Annotated in this window: 23 protein-coding genes; 13 read left to right on the forward strand and 10 right to left on the reverse strand. The window is 32.9% G+C overall.

Going from position 1 to position 22,926, the window contains the following annotated elements; all coding sequences use genetic code 11:
- The first annotated feature begins 28 nt into the window (after positions 1 to 28).
- Entirely contained in the window at positions 29 to 1,294 is a 1,266-nt protein-coding gene (locus FUA24_RS20655; protein ID WP_148544946.1) for a hypothetical protein, read from the forward strand.
- A 100-nt stretch (positions 1,295 to 1,394) separates the two neighbouring features.
- Positions 1,395 to 1,943, forward strand: a complete 549-nt coding sequence (locus FUA24_RS20660; protein WP_148544947.1) for a 5' nucleotidase, NT5C type — start codon at positions 1,395 to 1,397, stop codon at positions 1,941 to 1,943.
- Here the strand turns inward: FUA24_RS20660 and FUA24_RS20665 are convergent.
- From FUA24_RS20665 to FUA24_RS20675, 3 genes are all read right to left on the reverse strand, one after another.
- Positions 1,922 to 2,722: an SDR family NAD(P)-dependent oxidoreductase gene (locus FUA24_RS20665; protein WP_148544948.1), complete on the reverse strand. Its 801-nt coding sequence runs from the start codon at positions 2,720 to 2,722 to the stop codon at positions 1,922 to 1,924. The two genes, FUA24_RS20660 and FUA24_RS20665, sit on opposite strands and share 22 nt — an antisense overlap.
- A gap of 321 nt (positions 2,723 to 3,043) precedes the next feature.
- Positions 3,044 to 3,721 (reverse strand): NAD(P)H-dependent oxidoreductase, encoded by a 678-nt coding sequence (locus tag FUA24_RS20670; RefSeq protein ID WP_148544949.1) that lies wholly within the window; start codon positions 3,719 to 3,721, stop codon positions 3,044 to 3,046.
- Between the two features lie 11 nt (positions 3,722 to 3,732).
- On the reverse strand, positions 3,733 to 4,584 hold the full coding sequence (locus FUA24_RS20675) for a DUF4437 domain-containing protein (RefSeq protein ID WP_148544950.1): 852 nt from the start codon (positions 4,582 to 4,584) through the stop codon (positions 3,733 to 3,735).
- A gap of 192 nt (positions 4,585 to 4,776) precedes the next feature.
- Here FUA24_RS20675 and FUA24_RS20680 point away from each other — a divergent pair, with 192 nt between their 5' ends.
- Positions 4,777 to 5,142, forward strand: a complete 366-nt coding sequence (locus tag FUA24_RS20680) for a winged helix-turn-helix transcriptional regulator (RefSeq protein ID WP_148544951.1) — start codon at positions 4,777 to 4,779, stop codon at positions 5,140 to 5,142.
- Here the strand turns inward: FUA24_RS20680 and FUA24_RS20685 are convergent.
- Genes FUA24_RS20685 through FUA24_RS20695 form a run of 3 tightly spaced genes read right to left on the reverse strand, consistent with a single transcriptional unit; the run spans position 5,139 to position 8,602 of the window.
- Entirely contained in the window at positions 5,139 to 6,182 is a 1,044-nt protein-coding gene (locus FUA24_RS20685) for a glycosyltransferase family 9 protein (RefSeq protein WP_148544952.1), read from the reverse strand. The two genes, FUA24_RS20680 and FUA24_RS20685, sit on opposite strands and share 4 nt — an antisense overlap.
- 5 nt (positions 6,183 to 6,187) lie before the next feature.
- Complete coding sequence (locus FUA24_RS20690) at positions 6,188 to 7,036, reverse strand: DMT family transporter (RefSeq protein ID WP_148544953.1); 849 nt, start codon at positions 7,034 to 7,036, stop codon at positions 6,188 to 6,190.
- Positions 7,037 to 7,048: 12 nt separating this feature from the next.
- Entirely contained in the window at positions 7,049 to 8,602 is a 1,554-nt protein-coding gene (locus FUA24_RS20695; RefSeq protein ID WP_148544954.1) for a DEAD/DEAH box helicase, read from the reverse strand.
- 125 nt (positions 8,603 to 8,727) lie between these two features.
- Here FUA24_RS20695 and FUA24_RS20700 point away from each other — a divergent pair, with 125 nt between their 5' ends.
- Together FUA24_RS20700 and mgrA are read left to right on the forward strand one after the other, a co-directional pair.
- Positions 8,728 to 10,059, forward strand: coding sequence for a sulfatase-like hydrolase/transferase (locus FUA24_RS20700; RefSeq protein ID WP_148544955.1), 1,332 nt, complete (start codon positions 8,728 to 8,730; stop codon positions 10,057 to 10,059).
- Between the two features lie 54 nt (positions 10,060 to 10,113).
- Positions 10,114 to 11,133, forward strand: coding sequence for an L-glyceraldehyde 3-phosphate reductase (mgrA, locus tag FUA24_RS20705; protein ID WP_148544956.1), 1,020 nt, complete (start codon positions 10,114 to 10,116; stop codon positions 11,131 to 11,133).
- On the opposite strand, the gene FUA24_RS20710 is transcribed toward mgrA, so the two are convergent.
- Together FUA24_RS20710 and FUA24_RS20715 are read right to left on the reverse strand one after the other, a co-directional pair.
- A complete protein-coding gene (locus tag FUA24_RS20710) occupies positions 11,130 to 11,723 on the reverse strand; it encodes a hypothetical protein (RefSeq protein WP_148544957.1) in 594 nt (197 codons plus the stop codon). The two genes, mgrA and FUA24_RS20710, sit on opposite strands and share 4 nt — an antisense overlap.
- Positions 11,723 to 12,412, reverse strand: coding sequence for a hypothetical protein (locus tag FUA24_RS20715; protein ID WP_148544958.1), 690 nt, complete (start codon positions 12,410 to 12,412; stop codon positions 11,723 to 11,725). Before FUA24_RS20715 ends, FUA24_RS20710 begins: the two co-directional genes overlap by 1 nt.
- A gap of 1,008 nt (positions 12,413 to 13,420) precedes the next feature.
- Here FUA24_RS20715 and FUA24_RS20720 point away from each other — a divergent pair.
- Positions 13,421 to 13,975, forward strand: a complete 555-nt coding sequence (locus FUA24_RS20720) for an ExbD/TolR family protein (protein ID WP_148544959.1) — start codon at positions 13,421 to 13,423, stop codon at positions 13,973 to 13,975.
- On the opposite strand, the gene FUA24_RS20725 is transcribed toward FUA24_RS20720, so the two are convergent.
- Positions 13,972 to 14,847, reverse strand: a complete 876-nt coding sequence (locus FUA24_RS20725) for a sterol desaturase family protein (protein ID WP_148544960.1) — start codon at positions 14,845 to 14,847, stop codon at positions 13,972 to 13,974. The two genes, FUA24_RS20720 and FUA24_RS20725, sit on opposite strands and share 4 nt — an antisense overlap.
- Positions 14,848 to 16,824 (reverse strand): alpha-ketoacid dehydrogenase subunit alpha/beta, encoded by a 1,977-nt coding sequence (locus FUA24_RS20730; protein WP_148545039.1) that lies wholly within the window; start codon positions 16,822 to 16,824, stop codon positions 14,848 to 14,850. It abuts the gene before it with no gap.
- Positions 16,825 to 16,984: 160 nt separating this feature from the next.
- On the opposite strand from FUA24_RS20730, the gene FUA24_RS20735 reads away from it, so the two are divergent.
- From FUA24_RS20735 to FUA24_RS20765, 7 genes are all read left to right on the forward strand, one after another.
- The gene (locus tag FUA24_RS20735) at positions 16,985 to 17,935 is read left to right on the forward strand and encodes an isopenicillin N synthase family dioxygenase (protein WP_148544961.1); all 951 of its coding nucleotides are present in this window, start codon (positions 16,985 to 16,987) and stop codon (positions 17,933 to 17,935) included.
- 117 nt (positions 17,936 to 18,052) lie between these two features.
- On the forward strand, positions 18,053 to 18,382 hold the full coding sequence (locus FUA24_RS20740) for a translation initiation factor (protein ID WP_148544962.1): 330 nt from the start codon (positions 18,053 to 18,055) through the stop codon (positions 18,380 to 18,382).
- Positions 18,382 to 19,311 (forward strand): DUF1835 domain-containing protein, encoded by a 930-nt coding sequence (locus FUA24_RS20745; RefSeq protein ID WP_148544963.1) that lies wholly within the window; start codon positions 18,382 to 18,384, stop codon positions 19,309 to 19,311. The genes FUA24_RS20740 and FUA24_RS20745 overlap by 1 nt, the downstream gene beginning before the upstream one ends.
- A 1-nt stretch (position 19,312) precedes the next feature.
- Positions 19,313 to 20,194, forward strand: a complete 882-nt coding sequence (locus tag FUA24_RS20750; RefSeq protein ID WP_148544964.1) for a nucleoside phosphorylase — start codon at positions 19,313 to 19,315, stop codon at positions 20,192 to 20,194.
- Positions 20,194 to 21,048 (forward strand): substrate-binding domain-containing protein, encoded by an 855-nt coding sequence (locus tag FUA24_RS20755; RefSeq protein WP_148544965.1) that lies wholly within the window; start codon positions 20,194 to 20,196, stop codon positions 21,046 to 21,048. The genes FUA24_RS20750 and FUA24_RS20755 overlap by 1 nt, the downstream gene beginning before the upstream one ends.
- Positions 21,049 to 21,140: 92 nt before the next feature.
- On the forward strand, positions 21,141 to 22,190 hold the full coding sequence (locus FUA24_RS20760; RefSeq protein ID WP_148544966.1) for a TlpA family protein disulfide reductase: 1,050 nt from the start codon (positions 21,141 to 21,143) through the stop codon (positions 22,188 to 22,190).
- A 150-nt stretch (positions 22,191 to 22,340) separates the two neighbouring features.
- A complete protein-coding gene (locus FUA24_RS20765; protein ID WP_148544967.1) occupies positions 22,341 to 22,910 on the forward strand; it encodes an SPOR domain-containing protein in 570 nt (189 codons plus the stop codon).
- The last annotated feature ends 16 nt before the right edge of the window (positions 22,911 to 22,926 follow it).

Consider the following 22,926-nt stretch of genomic DNA (forward strand, 5'->3'; position numbering starts at 1 on the left):
ACTTTTTTTTAAGGATTTTTGTCTTTATATGAGTACATATCCTGAACATAATTCGGTAAAACGCTGTCTCGAAATCATTGAGAAGAAATTACAATGGGGAGATGCCCAAAATTGGCATAACGATGTTTTTTTAGAGCTAAGCGAAAAAATTAAAGATGACACGTCCGTCTTATTGAGTGTAACCACGTTAAAACGTGTTTGGGGTAAGGTAAAATACAACAGCGCTCCAAGTATAAGTACATTGAATACCTTGGCCCAATTTGCTGGCTATACCAACTGGAGAGATTTTAAAGGAAGTATAGAAGATAAAGAAAAACCAAACTGGTTTAGTAGAACAATAAATCCCAATATGCACATAATTATTATTTCTGCAGTGGTTTTGGCATTGGGCTTTATTTCTGTGTTTTCGGTTGCCAATGTTTCGGAAGATAATTCAACTCAAGATTTTTCCAAAGTAAAATTTAACAGCCAGCCTGTTACCAATACCTTACCCAACTCCGTTATTTTTGATCTTAATTTAGATGGTATAACATCAGACAGTATATACATTCAGCAATATTGGGACGTAACAAAAACTATAAAAGTAAATGCCGACCAAAAACAAGCTACTGGAATCTATTATTACCCAGGATATTTTAATGCTACATTAAGGGTGGATGGTAAAGTGGTAAGAGAGCATGATTTATTTATTAAATCTGAAGGATGGTTGGGAACCCTAGATTACAAACCAGTGCCTAAATATGTAGATAAGGCCAATATTGTATCTCAGAAAATTAGCTTTCCAGAAGTTATTCTAGAAGAAATAAAACAACGAGAAAAACCACTACAATCGGCATTTCATTATGTTGATAATTTTAGAAATGTATCTGGAGATAACATTAAGATTAGTCAGACAGTTAATACGGTTTTGAACGAAAAATGGGCCGTTTGCCAAAGTTTAAGAATTGTTATACTTGGTAGTGAAAGTGCTATAATAATCCCATTTTCTAAACTAGGATGTGTTTCTAATCTTGGTTTAATGATGAGTGATGTCTATTTAAGTGGAAAAAAGAACGATTTGTCCATGTTCGGTGTCGATTTAAGTGAAAATCAGAAAATTGATATCGAAATAATTGATAAGAATGTTACCGTTTCTATTGCCGATAAAATTATTTATAGTGGCAAGTATAATACATCTATTGGTCGCTTTGTTGGTATACGTTATCGGTTTATAGGGGCTGGACAAATACATGAGCTTCAAATTAAAGACTTGAATAAAAAGAAAACAGTTCTAGAAACTGATTTCGCTAATTAACAAGGCCTAGAAATATTACCTAATCTTTACAAAACCATTAAGCCTTTAGTCATATCATGGTTTTACATTTAAAAATCATGAAATTTGAAGAAAACTACTTATGACAATATTCGTGGATATGGATGATGTGTTGGCCGATACTTACGGAAAACATATTGAATGGTATAACAGAGATTTTAATGCTAATTTAAAACGTAGTGACATTTGTTCTGGAGAGGTTTATGAAAACGTACCTGAACTACATAGAGAAAGTATCATAAAACATGCCTGGACACCAGGTTTTTTTTATGAACTAAAACCATTGCCAAATAGTATTGAGGTTATAAAAGAACTGTGTGCTAAACATGATGTATATATTGCTACTGCGGCAACTCAATTTCCAAACTCGCTAAAAGAAAAAAGTGAATGGTTAGCTAAATATTTCCCTTTTATTGATTGGCAGCATCAAATTATGTGCGGTCATAAATTTATTTTAAAAGGAGATCTTTTAATTGATGACCGCACCTATAATTTGGAAAAGTTTGAAGGTGATACCTTTTTATTTTCTACCCCTCATAATGCAAAGGATACTGGTTATAAAAGAGTGGCTAACTGGGAGGAAATAGCCTCTTTGCTACTAAAATCGAATCAGATATTATCTACAATTTGATTTGTAAGCCCTATCAAATCATTTATCTTATCTGAATTATAGGCATCTGGATGCGCTTTATTAAATCCACCCCTATCATTATCAAAGTAAACACCTGTAACGGCTTTAAATTCTTCTGATACCGCTAACTCATATAAAATTGAAGCTCCTTTATCGGCTGAAGACCAATGGTGTCCGTAAGCTTCTTTAACCATATTGGTATTTAGTAGAGATCCTGGATTAACCGCTATTATTGCAGGGTTTTTGATTGTTTTAGCCAGATAAAAGCTCCACATTGTCAAAGCCAATTTACTTTGTGCGTACGCTTCACTTACAGGAACGGTTACTTTACCTATTACAGCGCCTTTGGTAACGGCTGCTTGTGCCGCAGAGCTTAAGTTAACAACTCTACTCTCTTGAGCTTTTTCCAACAACGGAAGAACGCCCAGTGTTAAGACGTAAGGCGCATAATAGTTAACCGCGTATCTAATATCTAATCCATTAACTGTTGAGGCAACCGAACTCTTAAAAACCCCAGCATTATTAATAAGCACATCAATTTTTGAGAGCTTTTGATTCACAGCTTTAACCATTGATTTAACTTGTTTAATGTCCGAGAAATCAGCAATAAAGCCAGCAATATTGTTATTTCCTGTTTCTTCCTTTATTTCCGAAATCACGGTTTCAAGTTTGTATGAGTTTCTACCATGAATAAACACTTGGTGTCCATCTTTAGCCAATTTAATGGCTGTTAATTTACCGATACCATCGGTGCTTCCAGTTATTAATATTGTTTTCATAATACTTCGGCGTATTTGTGGTTTATGATGTAAAAAAGAGCAGTTTCTTTCTTTAATTATTTTATAAAAACGTTCATTTTTAAGTTGAAATGAAATTTCTTAAACAACACTTTTTCAGTGTTTTAAAAAGTTGTTTTAGCTCAATCTTCACGTATTTATTTGTTATAACAAAGTTATGGCTTGAATTGACATTGTACTATGTAAAAAAGTAAGTTTTATTAGTAAAAAATGATGATTAACAATAGGCTTTAAAAAAAAGTTCCATAATTATTTAATTATGGAACTTGCTAAAAACCAATCTATCAAACTAACCTGTTACTACTATTTCCAAGTAACAATATCTTCGAAATTTCTTCTTGACTTCGGGTATTCCGGAGCTGCTTTTCTATAACCGAAAGCAACCATGTATGACAAACCATATTTATCGGTATCCACTCCAAATTTTTCTTTTAAAAGTGCTTCAACTTTTTCTTGGTGAAATCCTTCAATTGGACAGCTATCAATTCCTGTTAAGGCTGCCGATGTCATCATATTTCCTAATGCTATATAGGTCTGCTTTGATGCCCAATCAAAAAGCTTCTTATCTGTATCTAAGTTAAAATCACGTTCTTGGAACTCTCTATAAAATTTAGAATACATTTCAATAACATCTTCCGGTAATTGTTTTACATCTTTCATCATAGACATGATATAATCTGTATCCCATTTAGTCATTGGGGCTTTCATACTTAAGCCTAAAACAAAATGACTGGCAGTGTCTAGTTTTAAAGGAGCTCCCCAAGCAACGGGTTTTAATAACTCTCTTAATTCTTGGTCTTGAACTACAACAAAATGCCATGGCTCAAATCCAAAAGAACTTGGAGATAAGTTAGCCGTTTGCAAAATAAAATTCATATCCTCTTCAGAGACCTTCTTTGTAGCATCAAACTCTTTTGTAGCGTGTCTATATTTAAAGGCATTAATAATGTCTTCTTTAGCAATGTTTGGAATATTACTCATGTTTTTATTATTTATTTCTTTATTACTTCGTATTTATTGTTGCTTCTTATGTAAAGTGTAGCACTATTTTCTGTGGTTATGTGGTGTAAAGCTTCTCCTTTAGAACTAAAATAGCTACCAGTTTCTAAGGTTTTATCTTCTAAATTAATTTGACCATTTACCAATACAGCTCCAAAAGTGGAAGCTTTAGTATATAATTTTCCTTTAAAACCACTTGGAAATCTTAATAACGTACCTCTTAGTTCTCCTTCATCCCACAAGAATGCAACCTGAGTGCCTTTAACATCAGACCAAGTGATATCATTTGCATTTAACCAAACTATATTAGACTTGTCTACATTTACAGGGCGTTCACCACTATCAAAAGCTTCTTCTTTTGGTAACACCAAATATGGTCCCTTCTCTATTTCTATGTACGCAATAGTGTTTTCGCCAACAGCAGATGTAATATGCACCTCTCCTTTGGGTTGCGTCCAGAAAGAACCGGCAGGCATCCACATACTTCCTGCATCAGGATCATCATTATGTATAAGCCCACTAATTACAATACCTCTATAAGACACATTATGAATATGTGGTGGTGAAGAAAATTTGTCTTTTGGTTTTAATAAGAACCCGGTTGGTTCCGTTCCCTTCCTATCTCCCCATAACGTTCCGGCTAAAGGCGCTTTGTCCTTTCTTTTTGGATTTAAATATGTCCAATCTACTTCTGAGGCCAAAACAACTTTTGTTGTAGTGTTTTCAATAGATTCTGGAATCTGATTTTCTACAATTACTTCTTTGGTTTCCGATTTGCAAGAAGTTAAAAATATAACTCCTAAAAACACTATTAATTTTGTGCTATTTACACCAATTTTATACATACTATCATTTTTATAGTGACAAAATTATATATAGTATTTATTTTATGCAATAACGGTCTAAAATGATAGTTACTACTGTAAAATGTTAAATACTTGTATATCAATTATTTAATTGTATATTTTTTAAACTATATTTTTTATAGTATAGGAATTGTTTATAGTTTCTTAACTTTGCTTTAAAATTTGGAGAAAATGGAGCATAAAAAAAGACTAATAAAATACAATGATAAGATGTTTTCATGTGCCACAAGTATTGCTATGGAGCTCATTGGTGGTAAATGGAAAAGTGTTATTCTTATTTATTTGGTTGATGGAAGTAAGCGCTATAGCGAGCTAAAAAAGCTCATTAGTACAATTACAGAACGTACATTAAGCTTACAGTTAAAGCAATTAGAAAAAGATGGACTTATTACGCGTAGAGTGTATACAAAAAAACCGCCATTAAAGGTAGAGTATTCATTAACGCCATTTGGCGAAACTTTGGTGCCTGTTTTAAATTCAATAGCACAATGGGGAATGGCTGTTGCTGAAGATAAGGGAGAAGTGATTGAAGGCTAGCCTAACAATTGGTCTATCTGAACAAACCAATCATCAATTAAAGTATCATTAGTATTTATATCAAAACTACCATTCCCGTAAGGGGCATAAATAGCTTCTTTTGTGGTTTTAAAAAAACCTACTGTTGTAACTAATGAGGCACTTGCTAAATGCATAACACCGTTATCCGCTGCAATAAAAACATCAATATTGCGCAATACACCCCCCATTTCTCTAACATCCTTACTGTAAAAATGCGGAGCTTTAAAACCAATTCTCGATATGTTTTCTACAGGCAACAGTTCTATAATGTTATAATTAGGATAATCGTTTAGCAGACGTTGGTAAAATTGCTCCCACCAATCTTCAGAATAGCATTTATTTCCAGTGGCATTTGTATAAATACATAGTATTGGTTTGCTATTTTTTACTAAATCACCCAGTATGGCCTTTCCTTTAGATACTTCTTCTTCAGTAAGTTTAATATCTAAAAGTGGTAAGGGGTTTGTGTTTTTGGGTAACCCCAAAGCTTCTAGATAGTACCTTAAGTTATATATTGGATATTTAGACATGTGTTCATGATCTTTGAACTGCTTTAGAATGTCTTCATTTACATCTCCAAATATTTTAAAAGTACCTCTAGAAAATTTTGTTGAAAGCCTACCTGATGACGAATTCTTGTCTACATTTATAACCAAATCGTACTTTCGCTTTTTGAGCTTTAGCCATGTTAATCCGTATGTCAACAACTTATTAAATGGTTTTCTTGGGAGCTCAATAATAGTATCAATACGGTCATAATTTTTAAAAACCAAATTGGCCACACCTCCCTTTACAAATAAATCTATCTTACAATTGGGAAACGTATTTTCAACTTCCTGAACCAAAGGGGTTAGTAATAATTGATTACCTAAGCGATGATTTGGTCTACTAATTAATATACGTTTAACTTGAGAGACATCTGCAATTCTTTCATTAGCCTTAAAGGAAGTACCAACGTTTTTAGTAAGTCTTCCCATTATTCTCCCCCTAAGCTTATTTACTTTCCTTTTAAAACGCATTGCTACTATGTTTTGTGCTTTTCTTTATACTTAGCATTTAGTACTAGGCCTGTAATAATTAGAGTGATCCCTAAAAGACTTAAGATTGTATATACTTCAGAAAAGAGAAATACTCCAAACAATAAAGTGAAAATAGTTTCCAGATACTTTAAGGGAGCTATCTGACTAGTAGAAGCAGCGGTTTGAAATGCTTTAGTCATAAATAACTGCCCAAAATACCCAAACAGACCTAATCCTAATAACATTAGCCATTCTACACCAACAGGATTCACCCATTTTCCAATTGACAAAATACCTCCTAGTACTACAGAAATAGCCATAAAATAGTTGACAACCACCACGGGATGTTCTGAACTTCCAATTTTACTTAAAACTACATAGACTAAGCCACTAAATATCGCTGAACCGAATATAAGTATTAGGCCATAAGTGCTAACATTTACATCAAATCCTTTTAAAATGACAACACCACCAAAAGCCATAATAAAAAACAACCATTGTAAAGGCATGACTTTCTCTTTTAGAAAGAAAATCGCAAATATTGCGGCAAATATTGGCGCCATATAGCGCAATGAAACTGCGGTACCAATTGGTAGGTATTTGGTAGACATAAAGAATAATGTCATGGATGTAACACCTACAACTCCTCTTAAAATCAGTATTTTTTTGTTGTTTCCCGAGAAGGGTATACGATGCCTTAAAAGGTAAGTTGAAGTAATAGCAAGGGTTCCAATAGATCTAAAAAAAACTATTTGAAAAGCGCTAATATGGGTTAAATGCTTCACTATACTATTCATACACGCAAAAGACAGTGTACTGATTAGCATAAATTTTAAAGCATTTTTTATATCCAATAGAATATGTTTTTAATCCTCAGGAGGGTAACCATGAATTTCTTCAAAAACTTCATCAAAATTGGTTCTAAGGTAAGAGTTTAGCTTTTTTCTATATTCTCCTTTTAACCATTCTACAAAGTTAAATGTGCTCTTACTTATACACTTTGTATAGCGTCCAATTCTAAAGTCAATATCATCACCAAGTTTTTTAGCTAAAGCAATAGCATCATAAACATCCTCACTATTTTCTATACAAATTTTAGCATGCTGTGCTATAGAGCGCTCTAAAACCACTTTAGAAGATTCTCCCGCGCGTATAGATTCCACATAGGTTCTTTGTATATCGAAGTATACTTCCTTAGACTTGCCAAATTCTGCTCTTAAATCATCTGGCATCTCATATCTGAAGTTGCTTTCTAGCTCCTCATCACTTAATAAAGCGTCTAAGTAATAATTAGGTGATCTGAATATACGTTGCCAATCCAAATTATCTCCCCAAGGACCAAACCTATGGAAGTTATTACCTAAATCTATGACTTGAAACGTCTTTTTGTTTTCTAAAATACGAGACCCTCTACCAATCATCTGGTAATATAAGGTTAAAGACTTTGTTGCTCTATTTAGAATAATACTCTCTACTGTAGGTTCATCAAATCCTGTGGTTAAAATACTTACCGAAGTCAAAATAGCGTCGGGAGTTTCTTTAAACCACTTTAGTATCATAGCCCTCTCCTTCTTAGAATTTGTATTATCTAAGTGTGCTATTGGATATCCTGCCCTTCTAAAAGTGTCATAAACATGAAGCGATGTATTGATACCGTTGTTAAAGATTAAGGTCTTTTTTCCTTTAGAACGTTCTTCATAAGCCCTCAGAAGCTTTGAAAGCATGTTGTCATCGGTATATAAATCTTCTGATGATTTTACGGTGTAATCACCATTAGCTCCAACAACTAAAGACGTTAAACCAACATTATAACTAAACATTTCAGCTCTTGCCAAAAATCCATTACTAATTAAAGACTCAATACTTTCACCTACAATTAATTCATCATAGTTATCGGTCATAGGTAGTTCAATGCTTGAACTTAATGGCGTTGCGGTAACACCAAGTATAAATGATTGACTAAAGAATTTAAAAAGTTTAGTAAACGAATTATAATGTGCTTCATCAATAATAACTAAACCTATATCCGAAATATCTAGTTTGTCGTCATTTAATCTGTTGTTTAAGGTTTCAACCATAGCAACAAAACATGAATATTCAGCTTGGTCATCTAGATTAGCTTTACTATCTACAACCTTGTTATCAACCCCAAATTCAGTAAGCACATTAGAAGTTTGTCTGCATAACTCAATTCTATGCGTCATGACTAATACTTTTTTCTTCTTAGTCTTTAAGTATTGCCTAACTATTTCTGAGAAAATAACTGTTTTCCCTCCTCCTGTTGGAAGTTGGTACAACAAATGATAATCTGCAGGTGATTCATCAAAACTTTTAAAAATTTTATTGATAGCTCCCTTTTGGTAACTATATAGATCCTTACCAGTTTTTCTTTCTTCTAATTCGATTTGAGATACAGACATGCATATAAATTTGACGACAGCAAAAATAACACCTTTAAAGCGTTTTGAACGAATGTTATTCTAAAAAATATTAACTAATTTTTAAACCAATTGAAATATTGATAGTCAAACCTAAAACTATTGGTATGAGACAAATAATAATTCTAACCTTTTTAGGGCTGCTTTTTTATGGCTGTAGTTCTAATAATGAAGCGATTAACTCTAATGAAGATGATACTGCTGAAGACACAACAAATGATACTCCTATAGAACAATCTGAACCAAATATTTTGTTGATAATTGCAGATGATTTTGGTTTAGATGCCTGCCCTGGATACAATTTAGGTACTGAAAAACCTAGCATGCCTAATCTTATTAATTTAATGAATAATGGCTTAAAATTTAATAATGTTTGGTCTAACCCTACCTGTTCGCCAACAAGAGCTGGAATTTTAACAGGAAAACATGGTTTTAAAAATGGTGTAGTAAGAGCTGGACAAGTATTGTCTACCTCAGAAACTTCAATACAACAATTTTTAGATACTAATACGAATTCGGCATACAGCCACGCTGTTGTTGGAAAATGGCACTTAGCTCGAACAGATTCTCACCCAAATGATATGGGGGTAGATTACTTTGCAGGCACAAATTCTAATGTGGATTCTTATTTTAATTGGACATTAAATATCAATGGAACAACATCCAATTCTACAGACTATGTAACCAGCAAGTTAACAGATTTAGCCATTAACTGGATTGATAACCAAACGAAACCTTGGTTTCTATGGTTGGCCTATAATGCGCCGCATAGCCCTTTTCATGTACCTCCAAATAATTTACACACGCAAGGTGCACTTGCTGCTGATCAAACAAGTATAAGTAACAATCCTAGACCTTATTATTTTGCGGCAGTAGAAGCTTTAGATACTGAAATGGGAAGATTACTTAATTCCATGACACAAGCCGAAAGAGATAATACTATTATAATTTTTATTGGAGATAACGGTACGCCTGGACAGGTAGCCCAAGACTACCACAGTAGAAGAGCAAAAGGCACCGTTTACCAAGGAGGTGTTAATGTACCCATGATTGTTTCTGGAAATGGTGTATCTCGAAAAAATCAAAGCGAGGATGCTTTAATTAATTCGCTAGATATATTTGCAACGGTAGCAGATATTGCAGAAACTGGGACTAGTGAAATTCACGATAGTAAAAGCTTTAAAAGTTTGCTTACTTCCTCTAATCAATCTTTTAAAAGTTTCATATTTACAGAAATTCTAAATGATGAAAGCACCAAAGATGTAACCATAAGAAATACAACGCATAAATACATACAATTTGGTGATGGTAATGAGGCTTTGTACAACTTAAGTCAGAATGCTTTGGAGAATCCAAACCTAATGCAATCTACACTAAGCGCTTCTGATGAGACTATTAAAAATACACTTGAATCGGAATTACAAAATATAATTGATTAGTTAATGCAGAAATAATTTATATTCGCAATCAAAAGAATATAAATTTAAGATCTCATGCAAATTAACGATAAATCTGGAGTTCAAGAGTATTTAGCATCTCATGGGCGTTATGACACTATGAAGTACAACCGAACAGGTAAAAGTGGTGTTTTGCTACCTGCAATTTCAATTGGTTTGTGGCATAATTTTGGTTTTATTGATAGTTTACAAAATGGTCGTGAGATTTTAAGATGTGCTTTTGATAATGGTATAACTCATATTGATTTAGCCAATAACTACGGTCCTCCTTATGGTTCTGCAGAGGAAAACTTCGGGACTATTTTAAAACAAGATTTTAAAAATTATAGAGACGAGCTATTTATTGCTACTAAAGCTGGTTATGATATGTGGCCTGGACCTTACGGGAATTTAGGATCTAGAAAATATTTAATTTCTAGTCTAGACCAAAGTTTAAAACGTATGGGCTTAGATTATGTTGATATCTTCTATCATCACAGACCAGATCCAGAAACACCTTTAGAAGAGACTATGGGAGCTTTAGCTGATATTGTTAGGCAAGGAAAAGCATTATATGTAGGTATTTCTAATTATCAACCTGCTGAAACACAAAAAGCTGCTACTATTCTTAAGGAACTTAACGTGCCTTTCATTTTACATCAAGCGCGTTATTCTATGTTCGATAGATGGGTTGAAGATGGACTTCTAGAAACCCTTGATAATAATGGCGTTGGGTGTATAGCCTTTTCGCCCTTAGCTCAAGGAATGTTAACCGATAAATATTTAAATGGTATCCCAGAAGGCTCAAGAGCTTCTAAAAGCTTAAGCTATCTAAATACTGATACGGTTAATAGTAATATTGAAAAAATTCAGAAGTTAAATGCCATTGCTCAAAATCGTGGACAAAAACTATCTCAAATGGCCATTGCTTGGATTCTTAGAAAACCAACTGTAGCATCGGTATTATTAGGAGCAAGTTCGGCAAAACAGTTAAAAGAAAATTTAACAGCATTAGATAATTTACAGTTCTCGGAAGACGAATTAAAATTGATTGATGAGATCGTGAAGGCAAATTAAAACACGCCGGACTTAATCTTTCTTTGATAAAAGAGGTCTAAAACTCTATTAATTTCAGCTTGTGATAAGTCGTGTTTTTCAAAAGGAGGATCTACAAATCTTGGAGATTTAGGATCTATTTGAAGCTCAAATTGGATTAAGTATTCACATATTTCTATTTCAATACCAGTACAACCAGCAGAAAAATACACTTTATAATCATTGTCATTTATAGATTTAACCAATAGGTTTTCCTTTTCATTATAGTCAGGTCTTTTTATTAAACCTTCATATGCTAAGGCTTTAATTGTACCGTTTGGATAATCTGTTAGCTGAAGGAGTTCTTTGGTTGAAGCATTATTCATAATCCAAAACCTTGTATTTTTAGCCTTAGTATAATGTCTTCCATTGGGTCCTATTCCTTTTGTGTATCCACTCCATAAGGCTACTTCTATAGAATCTTTAATTGGTTTCCTAATGTCATTCCACCTAAAAGACCAACTTTTTTCATAAAAAGAGGATAATATAGATATACTAGCAATGGAAATTATTGTTAGGGCAGGAAACAAAATTGAAAAACCTCTTGTTTTGTTTCGTTTAGAGCGTTTCATTACTCTCTTATAATATTAATTGTACCTTTTACATTAATGGAAAGTGCCCAAAGATCTGAGGCAATAAGTTCTTTGTTTTCTCCAACAATTCTGAAATGAGCAGTATTTGGAAGTGCGTACCCCTCATTTAATGCTAAGAATTCTATTTTGTTAACCCCTGGTTTTAATTCAATTTTAAAACCGCTAAAGGCGTTGGATAAACCAGCTCTGTAAACTATAACTTCATCATTAACTGAGACTCTAACAATGTCACCATCCTCTAACCCATAATCCCTATACATAACTCTAACATACTTAGATTTGGTTTTATGATCACCAAAAAACACATCGACTTTACTTCCTATAGTACCTAATTCTAGTTTGTTTTTAATAGAGTTTTCTTGTTTTTTAATTCTATCGGTGTAAAGTTCTCCCGGATTACCAAACTCTTCTTTAAACATAGAAAGTTCTTTTTTTGGCAAGGCTTTTAGAGGTTCTTTCTTTTTGTTAGCAGCATCAAGCTTCTTAAAATCGATATTGCTTTTAATTTTTGCAGAGGGACTTTTACTAGATGTATTATCTAAGGAATCCTTTTTGCTGGCAACTGCAGGAATAGAAATAGATCTTCTTTCACTATCAATCTGAGCTTTTACTGAAAAAGTAAAAAGCATCAATAATATAATTATAGTATATGATAAAGTCTTATTCATGAAATGAAAATCTATTTCAAATATATTTTATATTCTTTATATGAAGCGTACATTTTATTTTCTTTTAACACAAAAACCATTCCGTTAGGTATTTTGTAGATGCATCTCCCCTAGTTTTTTATTTAAAAATAGTTAAAATATGTTAAAATACTACTTTGTAATGCATAGTACTGTAACAAAACTATTTTGTTGTCGTCTACTTGGTATACATCAATTTTAAAAAACGAAAAAAATGAGAACTTTAAACAACAATCAAATTTCTGGAACATTAGGTAATACTAAAAGTTACACTTGGAACACCAAAAGACGCTATAGATAAGTCGCTAGTATTCAATCCAAATTTCATCAAATCAATTAATCAATCAAAAAACGAAAAAATGAGAACTTTAAACAACAATCAAATTTCAGGAACATTAAGTAACACTAAAAGTTACACTTGGAATACCAAAAGACGTTATAGATAAGTCGCTACTGTCCAATCCAATTTCATCAAATCAATTAATCAATCAAAAAACGAAAAAAATGAGAACTTTAAACAACAATCAAATCTCTGGAACATTAAGTAACACTAAAAGTTATACATGGAACACCAAAAGACGCTATAGATAAGTCGCTAGTGTTCAATCCAAATTTCATCAAATCAATTAATCAATTACAATCAATCGAAAAACGTAAAACATGAGAACTTTAAGTAACAATCAAATCTCGGGAACATTAAGTAACACTAAAAGTTATACTTGGAATACTAAAAGACGCTACAGGTAAGTAGCGTCTTCTAAAACTAAAACTTCAACCATCAATAAAAATGCAAACATTACAACATATATCAAAACGGTTAAATCTAATAACTGAAGAAAATATTTTTCAATCCAGAAGACATTTAAATTTTAAAACTTCTACAGGTGATCTCTGGAAAGGCACGAAACGATATGCTCACTAATTTGTAAGTCAGTAAGTTATGGTATTGTTTTTGTGAGATACTTCACATTAACATTTAAACTATAATTTATGAGACATTTAAGACTCAGACCCGAAATTAACGCAGGGTCTATGGCAGACATTGCCTTTCTTTTATTAATTTTTTTCTTGGTAACGGCTACAGTATCAACAGATACAGGAATTAACAGGCTTCTCCCAAAAGAGTGTCCAAACCCTCCGTGTACTGTTGATATTCATGAAAGAAACATTCTTGAAGTAAGAATTAATAACAAGGACGAGGTAATGGTAGAAACAAATGTTATTGCCTTAGAAGAGCTGAAAGATTTAGCTAAGAACTTTTTAGACAATAATGGTGATGGAACCTGTACTTATTGCAGTGGAGCACATGCTCCTTCTTCTTCAGACAACCCGAAAAAAGCAGTTATTTCTTTAGTTAGTGGAAAGCAAACAAGTTACAGACAATTTATAGCTGTTCAAAACGAACTAACAAAGGCATATTATGAATTAAGAAATAACTATGCAGTTAATACCTTTAATAAAGCATCAGATAAACTTTCAAAAGAAGAATTAAAAGATGTAAAAGCGGCTTATCCCTTTATATTATCGGAAGCAGAAACTAATTAGTCTCTCCTTTTAAAGCCATAAAGAAGTTGGGCAAAGAAATTTTTTGGCATCTTGGTATCACCTTGATATCCAAGTTCAATTGTTCCGCTGCTTTCAGGAATGTAATTGGTTTTAAAAATATAGTCCCATAGGCTAAGGCTAATTCCAAAATTAACACCGTGCTTATGCGATTTCGGCAACGTATAAGCATGGTGATATAAGTGCATAACGGGGTTGTTAAATATATATTTTAGCGGACCATATGTAAGTTTTACATTAGCATGGTTTAGGTGCCCAATGGCTATGGATACAAAATGTACAATAAAAGCCTGTTGTGGCTCAAAACCTCCCAAAAACATAACTACCAATAACTTTAAAGGTTTGTAAAATATATTCTCCATCCAGTGATAGCGCAAGTGTGCAGCAAACCCCATTTCCTTTACAGAATGATGTACTTTATGAAAACGCCATAAAAACTCATATCTGTGCAGTAACACATGTGTAAACCATTGTACAAAGTCTTGTAGCAAAAAGAAAACTAGTAGTCCTATCCAAACAGGTAAGTTAGAAACGTTAATAACTTTTAAAGAATTTATAGTTAAACCATAACTTGAAAACAAAGCTTCTAAAACACTGTAAAAACCACTAATAGCTATTGAAAAAATAAAGAAGTTAAAAAACATATAGAACACATCTAACCAAAAATCTTTTCTAAATATAGCTTGCCTTTTTCTCCATGGAAACCCAATTTCCAGTATCCAAACTAGGACAGAAATTAAAATTAATCCCCAGAAATAGTTCTCTTGAAAAGGCACATTGAATATGATTGAATTCCATGTCCAATTAACAGCTCCCAAAAAAGTACTTATAAATATGTCAATATAGTTCTCCACTTAATAATCTAATAATTCCTTTAAAGCTTTTTCAAATCGTTCTTTAGGTAAAAAGCCGTCTTCTAGTTGCTTAGCAAAAGGTATCGGTGTATCTAAACTAGCTACTCGTTTAACCGGAGCATCTAAGTACTCAAAACAATTCTCAGTTATTAAAGCTGAAATATCACCAGCTATTCCACCAAACATGGTATCCTCTTGTAAAATTATAGCTCTTCCTGTTTTTTTAACGGATTTATAGATGGTTTCAGTATCTAAAGGTGTTAAAGTTCTAAGATCAATAACATCTGCAGAGATATTAGGATTTTTACTTAAAGTATTTAAAGCCCAATGCACTCCAGCACCATATGACACAATAGAAACACTGTTCCCTTCTTTTAAAACTGAAGCCATACCAAACGGTAGTGTGTAATAATCTGTTGGCACGTCTTGACGTATACTTCTGTAGAGTGCTTTGTGTTCGAAAAACAGCACTGGATTAGGATCATTAATGGCTGTATTAAGTAATCCTTTGGCGTCATAAGGAAAAGCAGGATAGACTACTTTTAAACCAGGAGTTTTAGTAAACCAAGCCTCATTTGTTTGCGAATGAAACGGCCCCGCCCCTACATCTGCACCACAAGGCATTCTTAAAACAACATCGGCATTTTGTTGCCATCTATAATAAGATTTTGCTAAATAGTTTACCACAGGGTTGAAACCAGAGCTAACAAAGTCAGCAAACTGCAACTCAACAACAGCTTTCATACCTGCAATTGATAAACCCATACCAGTCTCGATGATGGCAGATTCACAAATAGGTGTATTTCTTACACGGTCTTTCCCGAATTGCTCAATAAAATTTTCAGTAACCTTAAAAACACCTCCGTAATCAGCAACATCTTGCCCCATTATAATGAGATCATCGTGACGTTCCATACTCTGTTTTAGGCCTTCCGATATTGCATCAACAAATCTTAATTCTTTCAAGTTTGAATTTGAGTTAATTTGTTTATAATCAATATCTTGAAAAACATCATTTAATTCTTTTATTTCATCAAATATGATTAAATCTTCCTCAAAAGCTACTTGTAAATGCTCTAGAATTTCAGCGTCTATTTCAGCTTTTAACATCGCCTCAAAATCATCATCTATGATACCTTCAGACTTTAAAAATCTTTGATAATTCTTAACAGGATCTTTCTTAGACCAAGCATCTAAAATCTCTTGAGGTACATATTTTGTACCGCTTGCTTCTTCATGACCACGCATTCTAAAAGTTTTGAATTCAATTAAAACTGGTCGCGGGTCTTTCCTAACACTCTTTGCTATTCTTTTAACCTTAGTGTAAACCTCCAGTATATTATTCCCATCAATAATATGAGATTCCATACCATAACCTACACCCCTATCTGCCAAATTTTCGCAACGATATTGTTCACTAGTTGGCGTAGACAATCCATATCCATTATTTTCAATACAAAACAAAACAGGGAGCTTCCAAACCGATGCTACATTTAAAGCTTCATGAAAATCGCCTTCACTAGTGCCACCTTCGCCTGTAAAAACGGCGGTAACCTGATTATTTCCTCTAAGTTTATTTGCCAGAGCAATACCATCTGCAACCCCTAATTGTGGCCCCAGATGTGAAATCATTCCAACAATCTTATATTGTTGCGTTCCAAAATGAAACGACCTATCTCTGCCCTTTGTAAACCCAGAAGCTTTTCCAAACCACTGCCCAAACAATCTGTATAACGGAATGTTTCTTGTGGTAAATACACCTAGGTTTCTATGCATTGGTAAAATATACTCGTCTTCTTTTAAAGCCATAGTAACACCAACAGCAATAGCTTCTTGCCCTATACCAGAAAACCACTTACTAATTCTACCTTGACGCAGTAGAACCAACATTCGTTCTTCGATAAGTCGAGGTTTTATTAAGTTCTTATAAAGTTTAACTAGTGTCTTATTTTTTAATTCAGCAATGTCAAACTGCATAGTATTTGTAGCGTAATTGTGCTCCATATTTTAATTGTCTAGCATATCAAATATACCATAATTAAAGTACTATTTTTAGTAAATATGTTAAAATAAGAAGCTGTAAAACTTTACTTTGTTTTTGTACATTTGTAAATATTCACAGATTAAACAAACACAGATGAACAGTATACCTAGCGTTAATTTAGAGGATTTTATAGCTGATGATCCCGAAAGAAAACAAAATTTCGTGAATGCCATAGGAAAAGCCTATGAAGATATTGGTTTTGTAGCTCTAAAAGGTCATTTCTTAGATGATGCTCTGGTAGAAAGGTTATATGCGGAAGTAAAGAACTTTTTTGATTTACCTGTGGAAACAAAACAGAAATACGAAATTCCAGGTATTGGAGGTCAACGAGGATATGTCTCTTTTGGAAAAGAAAGTGCTAAAGGTAAAAAAGAAGGTGATCTTAAAGAGTTTTGGCATTTTGGACAGTATGTTGATGATAATGATGCTCTTAAAGCTGAGTATCCAGATAATGTAACGGTTGAAGAGCTACCAGAATTTAATAAAGTTGGTAAAGAGACATACCAAATGCTGGAAAAAACTGCAAAATATGTATTAAGAGCGTTGGCACTTCATTTAGGTTTGGAAGAAACATATTTTGATAGCTATATACATAATGGTAATTCTATTTTAAGGCCTATTCACTACCCTCCTATTACCGAAGAGCCTAAAGAAGCAGTTAGAGCTGCTGCGCATGGAGATATTAACCTTATTACACTTCTTATGGGCGCTCAAGGAAGAGGTTTACAAGTACAAAATCATAATGGTGAATGGATTGATGCTATTGCCCAACCTGATGAACTTATGATAAATGTTGGAGATATGCTTTCTAGACATACCAACAACAAATTAAAGTCTACAATTCACAGGGTGGTAAACCCACCAAAAGAATTATGGGGCACCTCAAGATATTCTATTCCTTTTTTCATGCATCCCATTAGCGATATGAAATTAAATGTGCTTAATAGTTGTGTAGACGATAACAATCCTAAACAGTTTGAAGATATTACTGCTGGTGAATTTTTAACGGAACGTTTAATTGAACTAGGACTTATTAAAAAGTAGAAAAGCCCATCCTAACCTTCCTAAAGGGAAGGAATTAAAAATGAATTAATTTGTAAACAAAAACTCAAAATACCCAATTAGAGTTTCTTCCCTTTGGGGAGATTAAAAGGGGCTAATATGGATTTACAAGACCAATTAAAAAACTTATTCCCGGATCACATTTCCGAAGAACCTGCAGAGCAAATAAACGAAGGTGACAATTTGTGGCTACAAGATGATCCTATAATTTGCAAATATGAAAAGCGTAAAGGCAAGCCAATAACTATACTAGAAGGTTATACTGGTGCTACCGAAGACTTTAAAATACTCGCTAAGGATATAAAGAAAACACTAAGCGTGGGTGGAAGTTTTAAAGATGATAAAATAATCATACAAGGTGATTATCGCGATAAAATTATGCAGATTTTAAAGGATAAGGGGTTTAAAGTAAAGCGCGTAGGAGGTTAATGAGTAAAACGCAATTACATATTACAAACGGAGGCGTATTAACCAGTTATCTTGAGGAACTCGGATATAAAGGAGATATTTTAACCTGGCATGAAATGTTATGCGAAGGTCCTACAACAATAAAAATAGATTCCGATGAATTTCTAAATAAGAGATCTCGCTTTCTAAATGATTTCTATGACATTGAAATAGATGAAAATGCATTTAAAGAAGAAATTGGAAAGCTAGATACTCACGAAAAATATTCAGAAATTGTGCTTTGGTTTGAATATGATTTATTTTGTCATATCAACCTCATAGCTGTAATTAGTTTAATTAAGCAAAAGAACATAGAACTACCTTTATATCTGGTTTGTAGCGGCAGAGTAAAAGGTAGTCAAAACCTTAAGGGTTTGGGTGAATTAACTCCTGGCCAACTAAATGCTCACTACAATAAACGTATTTTATTAAAAGAAAGTGATATTAAAATGTCTCAAACACTTTGGGATATTTATAACGGGAATAATCATAATCTTTTTAAACCTTATATTGTAAAAAGCTCCTCGTTCGATTATTTGAGCAATTGCCTTAAAGCGCATTTAAAAAGATTTCCAAATAGCAAAAGTGGATTAAGTACATTAGAAGCTAACATTTTAGAAATTATAGATAAAAATGTTATAAAATCTAAGCACCATTTATTAGGTTACGCCCTTAATTATCAAGGTTTTTATGGATTTGGGGATTTACAGTTAGAAAGAATTATTAATCAATTATCTGCCTTCTTTACAGAAACAGAAAAAGAAATAACACTCAATAAAAAAGGATACGAAGCCCTTTTAGAACAACATAATTTTTCAAATGAAATAAATGATGCTATGGTTTTTGGTGCTTCAAAAAAAATGGATTTTCAATTTAGTAAACAAGAAAACAAACTTGTAAAAACAATATGAAATGACAATTAAAGAATCTGAATTAATTTTAAATCCAGATGGTAGTGTGTATCATCTTAATTTAAAACCAGAAAACATTGCCAACACTATTATTTTTGTTGGTGATCAAAATAGAGTTGATAAAATTTCCAAACATTTTGACTCCATTGAATTTGAAACTCAAAAAAGAGAATTTAAGACACATACAGGCTATTATAAAAACAAACGCATTTCAGTGCTTTCAACAGGTATAGGGCCTGATAATATTGATATTGTTTTAAATGAATTGGATGCGCTTGTTAATATAAACTTACAAACAAGGCAACCTAAAGAGCAAACTACCAGTTTAAATATCATCAGAGTTGGTACTTCGGGGTCTTTACAGGCTGATATTCCGGTTGATGCTTTTGTATTAAGTGAATATGGTCTGGATTTAAACGGTATGCTACATTATTATGTCATTGACGGTATTAGAAACCTGGATATTGAAGCAGCCTTCATTCAGAAAACAAATTGGGATTCTAATAAATCTACCCCAATAGTTATTAAAAACAGTGCCGCACTAGAAAAGAAGCTTGAAAGTGACAAAACATTTAAAGGAATGACTGCTACAGCTGGTGGTTTTTACGGGCCTCAGGGGCGTGTTTTAAGATTGCCTGTGCAAGACCCAAAGCTTAATAATAGTATGGATACTTTCGATTTTAATGGTATTAAAGTTACCAACTTAGAAATGGAAACTTCCGCTATTTATGGGCTTAGTAAATTACTAGGTCATAATGCAGTATCATTGAATGCAATAATTGCTAATAGAGCAACAGGTAATTTTAGCGAGAATCCAGGAAAAGCAGTTGAAAACCTTATTATCTATACTTTAGATAAAATAGCAGAAAACATAACAGATTAATGAAGAAAGTAAACATTGGTGGTGTTCCAGAGCATTTTAACTTAGCATGGTACTTAACACTTAAAAATGGTGAATACAAGGAAGAAAACATTAACTTAAGATGGCATGATTATCATGGAGGAACAGGTGCCATGTGCAAGGCTTTAAGAGAAAAAGAAATTGATATTGCAGTAATCCTTACAGAAGGAATAATAAAAGATATTATAGCTGGTAACCCAAGTAAAATTGTACAAACATTTGTGGAATCTCCACTTATTTGGGGTATCCATGTTGCTGCTAAATCTAATTATACTAAAATAGCAGACCTTAAAGGTACTAAAGCAGCCATTAGTCGATATGGTTCTGGGTCGCATTTAATGGCCTATATAAATGCCGAGAATAATGATTGGAATCAGGAAAAAGATTTGGATTTTGAAGTCATTAAAAATCTAGATGGTGCCGTTGAAGGCTTAACAAATGGCGATGCCGATTATTTTCTTTGGGAAAAATTCACCACAAAACCATTAGTAGATGATGGTACGTTTAGAAGTGTTGGAAATTGCCCATCCCCTTGGCCTTGCTTTGTAATAGCTGTTAGAGAAGATTTTATTGCATCAGATGAAGCAACTTTAAAGACGATATTAGAAATAATAAATAACACCACTGCAGATTTTAAACACATTCCAAGTATTGATAAAACCATTGCTAATAGGTATGAACAACAACTTGAAGATGTACAAGAATGGCTAAGTTTAACAGAGTGGTCTCAGGAACTTATTGATAAAGAAACTATAAATGAAGTTCAAAATAAACTTTTGAAATTAGATATCATTCCGCATAAGGTAGATTATAACCAACTTATTTATACCCTCTAATTTCTACTTCCTATAAATGTTAATAAAAGACAAAAATTAACATTCAAACCTAATCAAATCCTTATTTTTGACCGATAATTGAAATCTTAAAAATGAAAAAATTACTTTTAATAGCAATTGCCATTGTTTTAGCTTCTTGTAAAGCTGAACCAAAAGACTACGTAACGCTTTCAGGAAAAATAACTAATAAGTATGGTGACAATATAGTTATTAGAACAAGAGAATTTTCTAAGACTATTCCTTTAAATGAAGACGGATCATTTTCAGATACGCTAAAGGTTAAAGCTGGTGTTTATAATCTTTTTGACGGAAATGAATCAACCAACCTATTCCTTAAAAATGGTTACAATATTAATTTAACACTAGACACAAAAGAATTTGATGAAACTATTGCTTATACAGGCGAAGGTGCTGAGAGCAGTAACTATCTTGCAAAAAAGACATTATTAGAGGAGGCTTCACTTACACCAGGATTGTTAGATCTTGAAGAAGATAAGTTTAAGGCAAAAATTTCCGAAATAAAGGTGAGTTTTTCTGAGCTTTTGAACAATAGTAAAAATTTGGATTCTATCATTGTTGCCAATGAAAATTTAAACTTAGAAAAAATGGAAGAAGGCTTGTTAGCTATTTACAATCAACAAAAAGCTATGGCAAGTCAGTTTGAAAAATTTGTAGGCCAACCATCCCCTACTTTTGTCAACTACGAAAATTATAAAGGAGGGACTACGTCTCTAAGTGATTTAAAAGGTAAATATGTTTATGTAGATGTTTGGGCTACTTGGTGTGGGCCATGTAAAAGAGAAATTCCTTTTTTAAAGGAAGTAGAGCATAATTACGAAGGTAAAAACATTGAATTCGTAAGTATTTCTGTTGATAATGGTAGAGGATTTAAAGGTGAAACTCAAGAAGAGAAATTTGCCGCTTCTAAAGAAGGATGGCGAAAGATGATAGCTGATTTAGAAATGGGTGGTACACAATTGTTCTCTGATAAAGCTTGGGAATCTGACTTTGTTCAGGGCTTTGAAATTAGAGGTATCCCAAGGTTTATATTAATAGACCCAAATGGTAATGTGGTTAACGCCAATGCACCAAGACCATCAAGTCCAAAACTTATTGAGCTGTTTAATGAACTAAATATATAAACTCGAAATATATTTTATAAAAAAGCCCCTCTTAAAAGGGGCTTTTTTATTGTTTGTTAGAATTTTGCAATTCTGTATCTTTGTATACCAACTAAACTTCCCCAAACAAGTTACGTAACCTCTCATTAATTAAAAATTACGTTGTAAAAGATGCCTTTTATTGAAGAAAAGAATCTAGTTGATCTACATAAGCTAATTGAAAAAGGAGAAAAAGATTTAGACCTGGCTGCTGAACAGCTTAAAAATGAATCAGGAAAATTAGAAAAAGCCCTTTTTATTAGAAAAGTATTAACTGCTGTTATCATACTAATGGCATTGGGGCTTGTATACACCTTTTATACTAATGATAAATCAATAAATTCAGAACAGTTAGCCAGTAAAATAGCGCCAATAGAAACCGAAGAAACTGCTGAAAGTAATAATGAAGTTAAACATAGCTTACCTAAATTAGGCCTAAGCTATAGTGTTCAAATTGGGGCATTTAAGAAATTTAACATTGCTAGTCTTGAAGAGACAGACTCTGAAGTTATTAAAAAGAGAACTTCAAACGGAACATACATTTATACTGTAGGTAGCTTTACTACGTACAAAGAAGCATCAGCCCTAAAAGAAGATCTTAAAGCTCTTGGCTTTAAAGACGCCTTTATTGTGGCTATCAATAATGGAGAGGATATTGAAATTGAAGCTGCTTTAGAAATAAGTCAGGAAGTTATAGAGTAGTCTAGTCTACTTTGAA

This window comes from Seonamhaeicola marinus, assembly GCF_008085455.1.

Coding starts and splice junctions, on each gene's coding strand:
- FUA24_RS20685 (WP_148544952.1), bottom strand. CDS start 6,182: ATGCGTTTTAAAAGGAAAGTAAATAAGCTTAGGGGGAGAATAATGGGA.
- FUA24_RS20660 (WP_148544947.1), top strand. CDS start 1,395: ATGACAATATTCGTGGATATGGATGATGTGTTGGCCGATACTTACGGA.
- FUA24_RS20670 (WP_148544949.1), bottom strand. CDS start 3,721: ATGAGTAATATTCCAAACATTGCTAAAGAAGACATTATTAATGCCTTT.
- FUA24_RS20735 (WP_148544961.1), top strand. CDS start 16,985: ATGAACAGTATACCTAGCGTTAATTTAGAGGATTTTATAGCTGATGAT.
- FUA24_RS20665 (WP_148544948.1), bottom strand. CDS start 2,722: ATGAAAACAATATTAATAACTGGAAGCACCGATGGTATCGGTAAATTA.
- FUA24_RS20730 (WP_148545039.1), bottom strand. CDS start 16,824: ATGCAGTTTGACATTGCTGAATTAAAAAATAAGACACTAGTTAAACTT.
- FUA24_RS20655 (WP_148544946.1), top strand. CDS start 29: ATGAGTACATATCCTGAACATAATTCGGTAAAACGCTGTCTCGAAATC.
- FUA24_RS20700 (WP_148544955.1), top strand. CDS start 8,728: ATGAGACAAATAATAATTCTAACCTTTTTAGGGCTGCTTTTTTATGGC.
- FUA24_RS20680 (WP_148544951.1), top strand. CDS start 4,777: ATGGAGCATAAAAAAAGACTAATAAAATACAATGATAAGATGTTTTCA.
- FUA24_RS20760 (WP_148544966.1), top strand. CDS start 21,141: ATGAAAAAATTACTTTTAATAGCAATTGCCATTGTTTTAGCTTCTTGT.
- FUA24_RS20715 (WP_148544958.1), bottom strand. CDS start 12,412: ATGAATAAGACTTTATCATATACTATAATTATATTATTGATGCTTTTT.
- FUA24_RS20695 (WP_148544954.1), bottom strand. CDS start 8,602: ATGTCTGTATCTCAAATCGAATTAGAAGAAAGAAAAACTGGTAAGGAT.
- FUA24_RS20710 (WP_148544957.1), bottom strand. CDS start 11,723: ATGAAACGCTCTAAACGAAACAAAACAAGAGGTTTTTCAATTTTGTTT.
- FUA24_RS20675 (WP_148544950.1), bottom strand. CDS start 4,584: ATGTATAAAATTGGTGTAAATAGCACAAAATTAATAGTGTTTTTAGGA.
- FUA24_RS20745 (WP_148544963.1), top strand. CDS start 18,382: ATGAGTAAAACGCAATTACATATTACAAACGGAGGCGTATTAACCAGT.
- FUA24_RS20750 (WP_148544964.1), top strand. CDS start 19,313: ATGACAATTAAAGAATCTGAATTAATTTTAAATCCAGATGGTAGTGTG.
- FUA24_RS20740 (WP_148544962.1), top strand. CDS start 18,053: ATGGATTTACAAGACCAATTAAAAAACTTATTCCCGGATCACATTTCC.
- FUA24_RS20755 (WP_148544965.1), top strand. CDS start 20,194: ATGAAGAAAGTAAACATTGGTGGTGTTCCAGAGCATTTTAACTTAGCA.
- FUA24_RS20720 (WP_148544959.1), top strand. CDS start 13,421: ATGAGACATTTAAGACTCAGACCCGAAATTAACGCAGGGTCTATGGCA.
- FUA24_RS20765 (WP_148544967.1), top strand. CDS start 22,341: ATGCCTTTTATTGAAGAAAAGAATCTAGTTGATCTACATAAGCTAATT.
- mgrA (WP_148544956.1), top strand. CDS start 10,114: ATGCAAATTAACGATAAATCTGGAGTTCAAGAGTATTTAGCATCTCAT.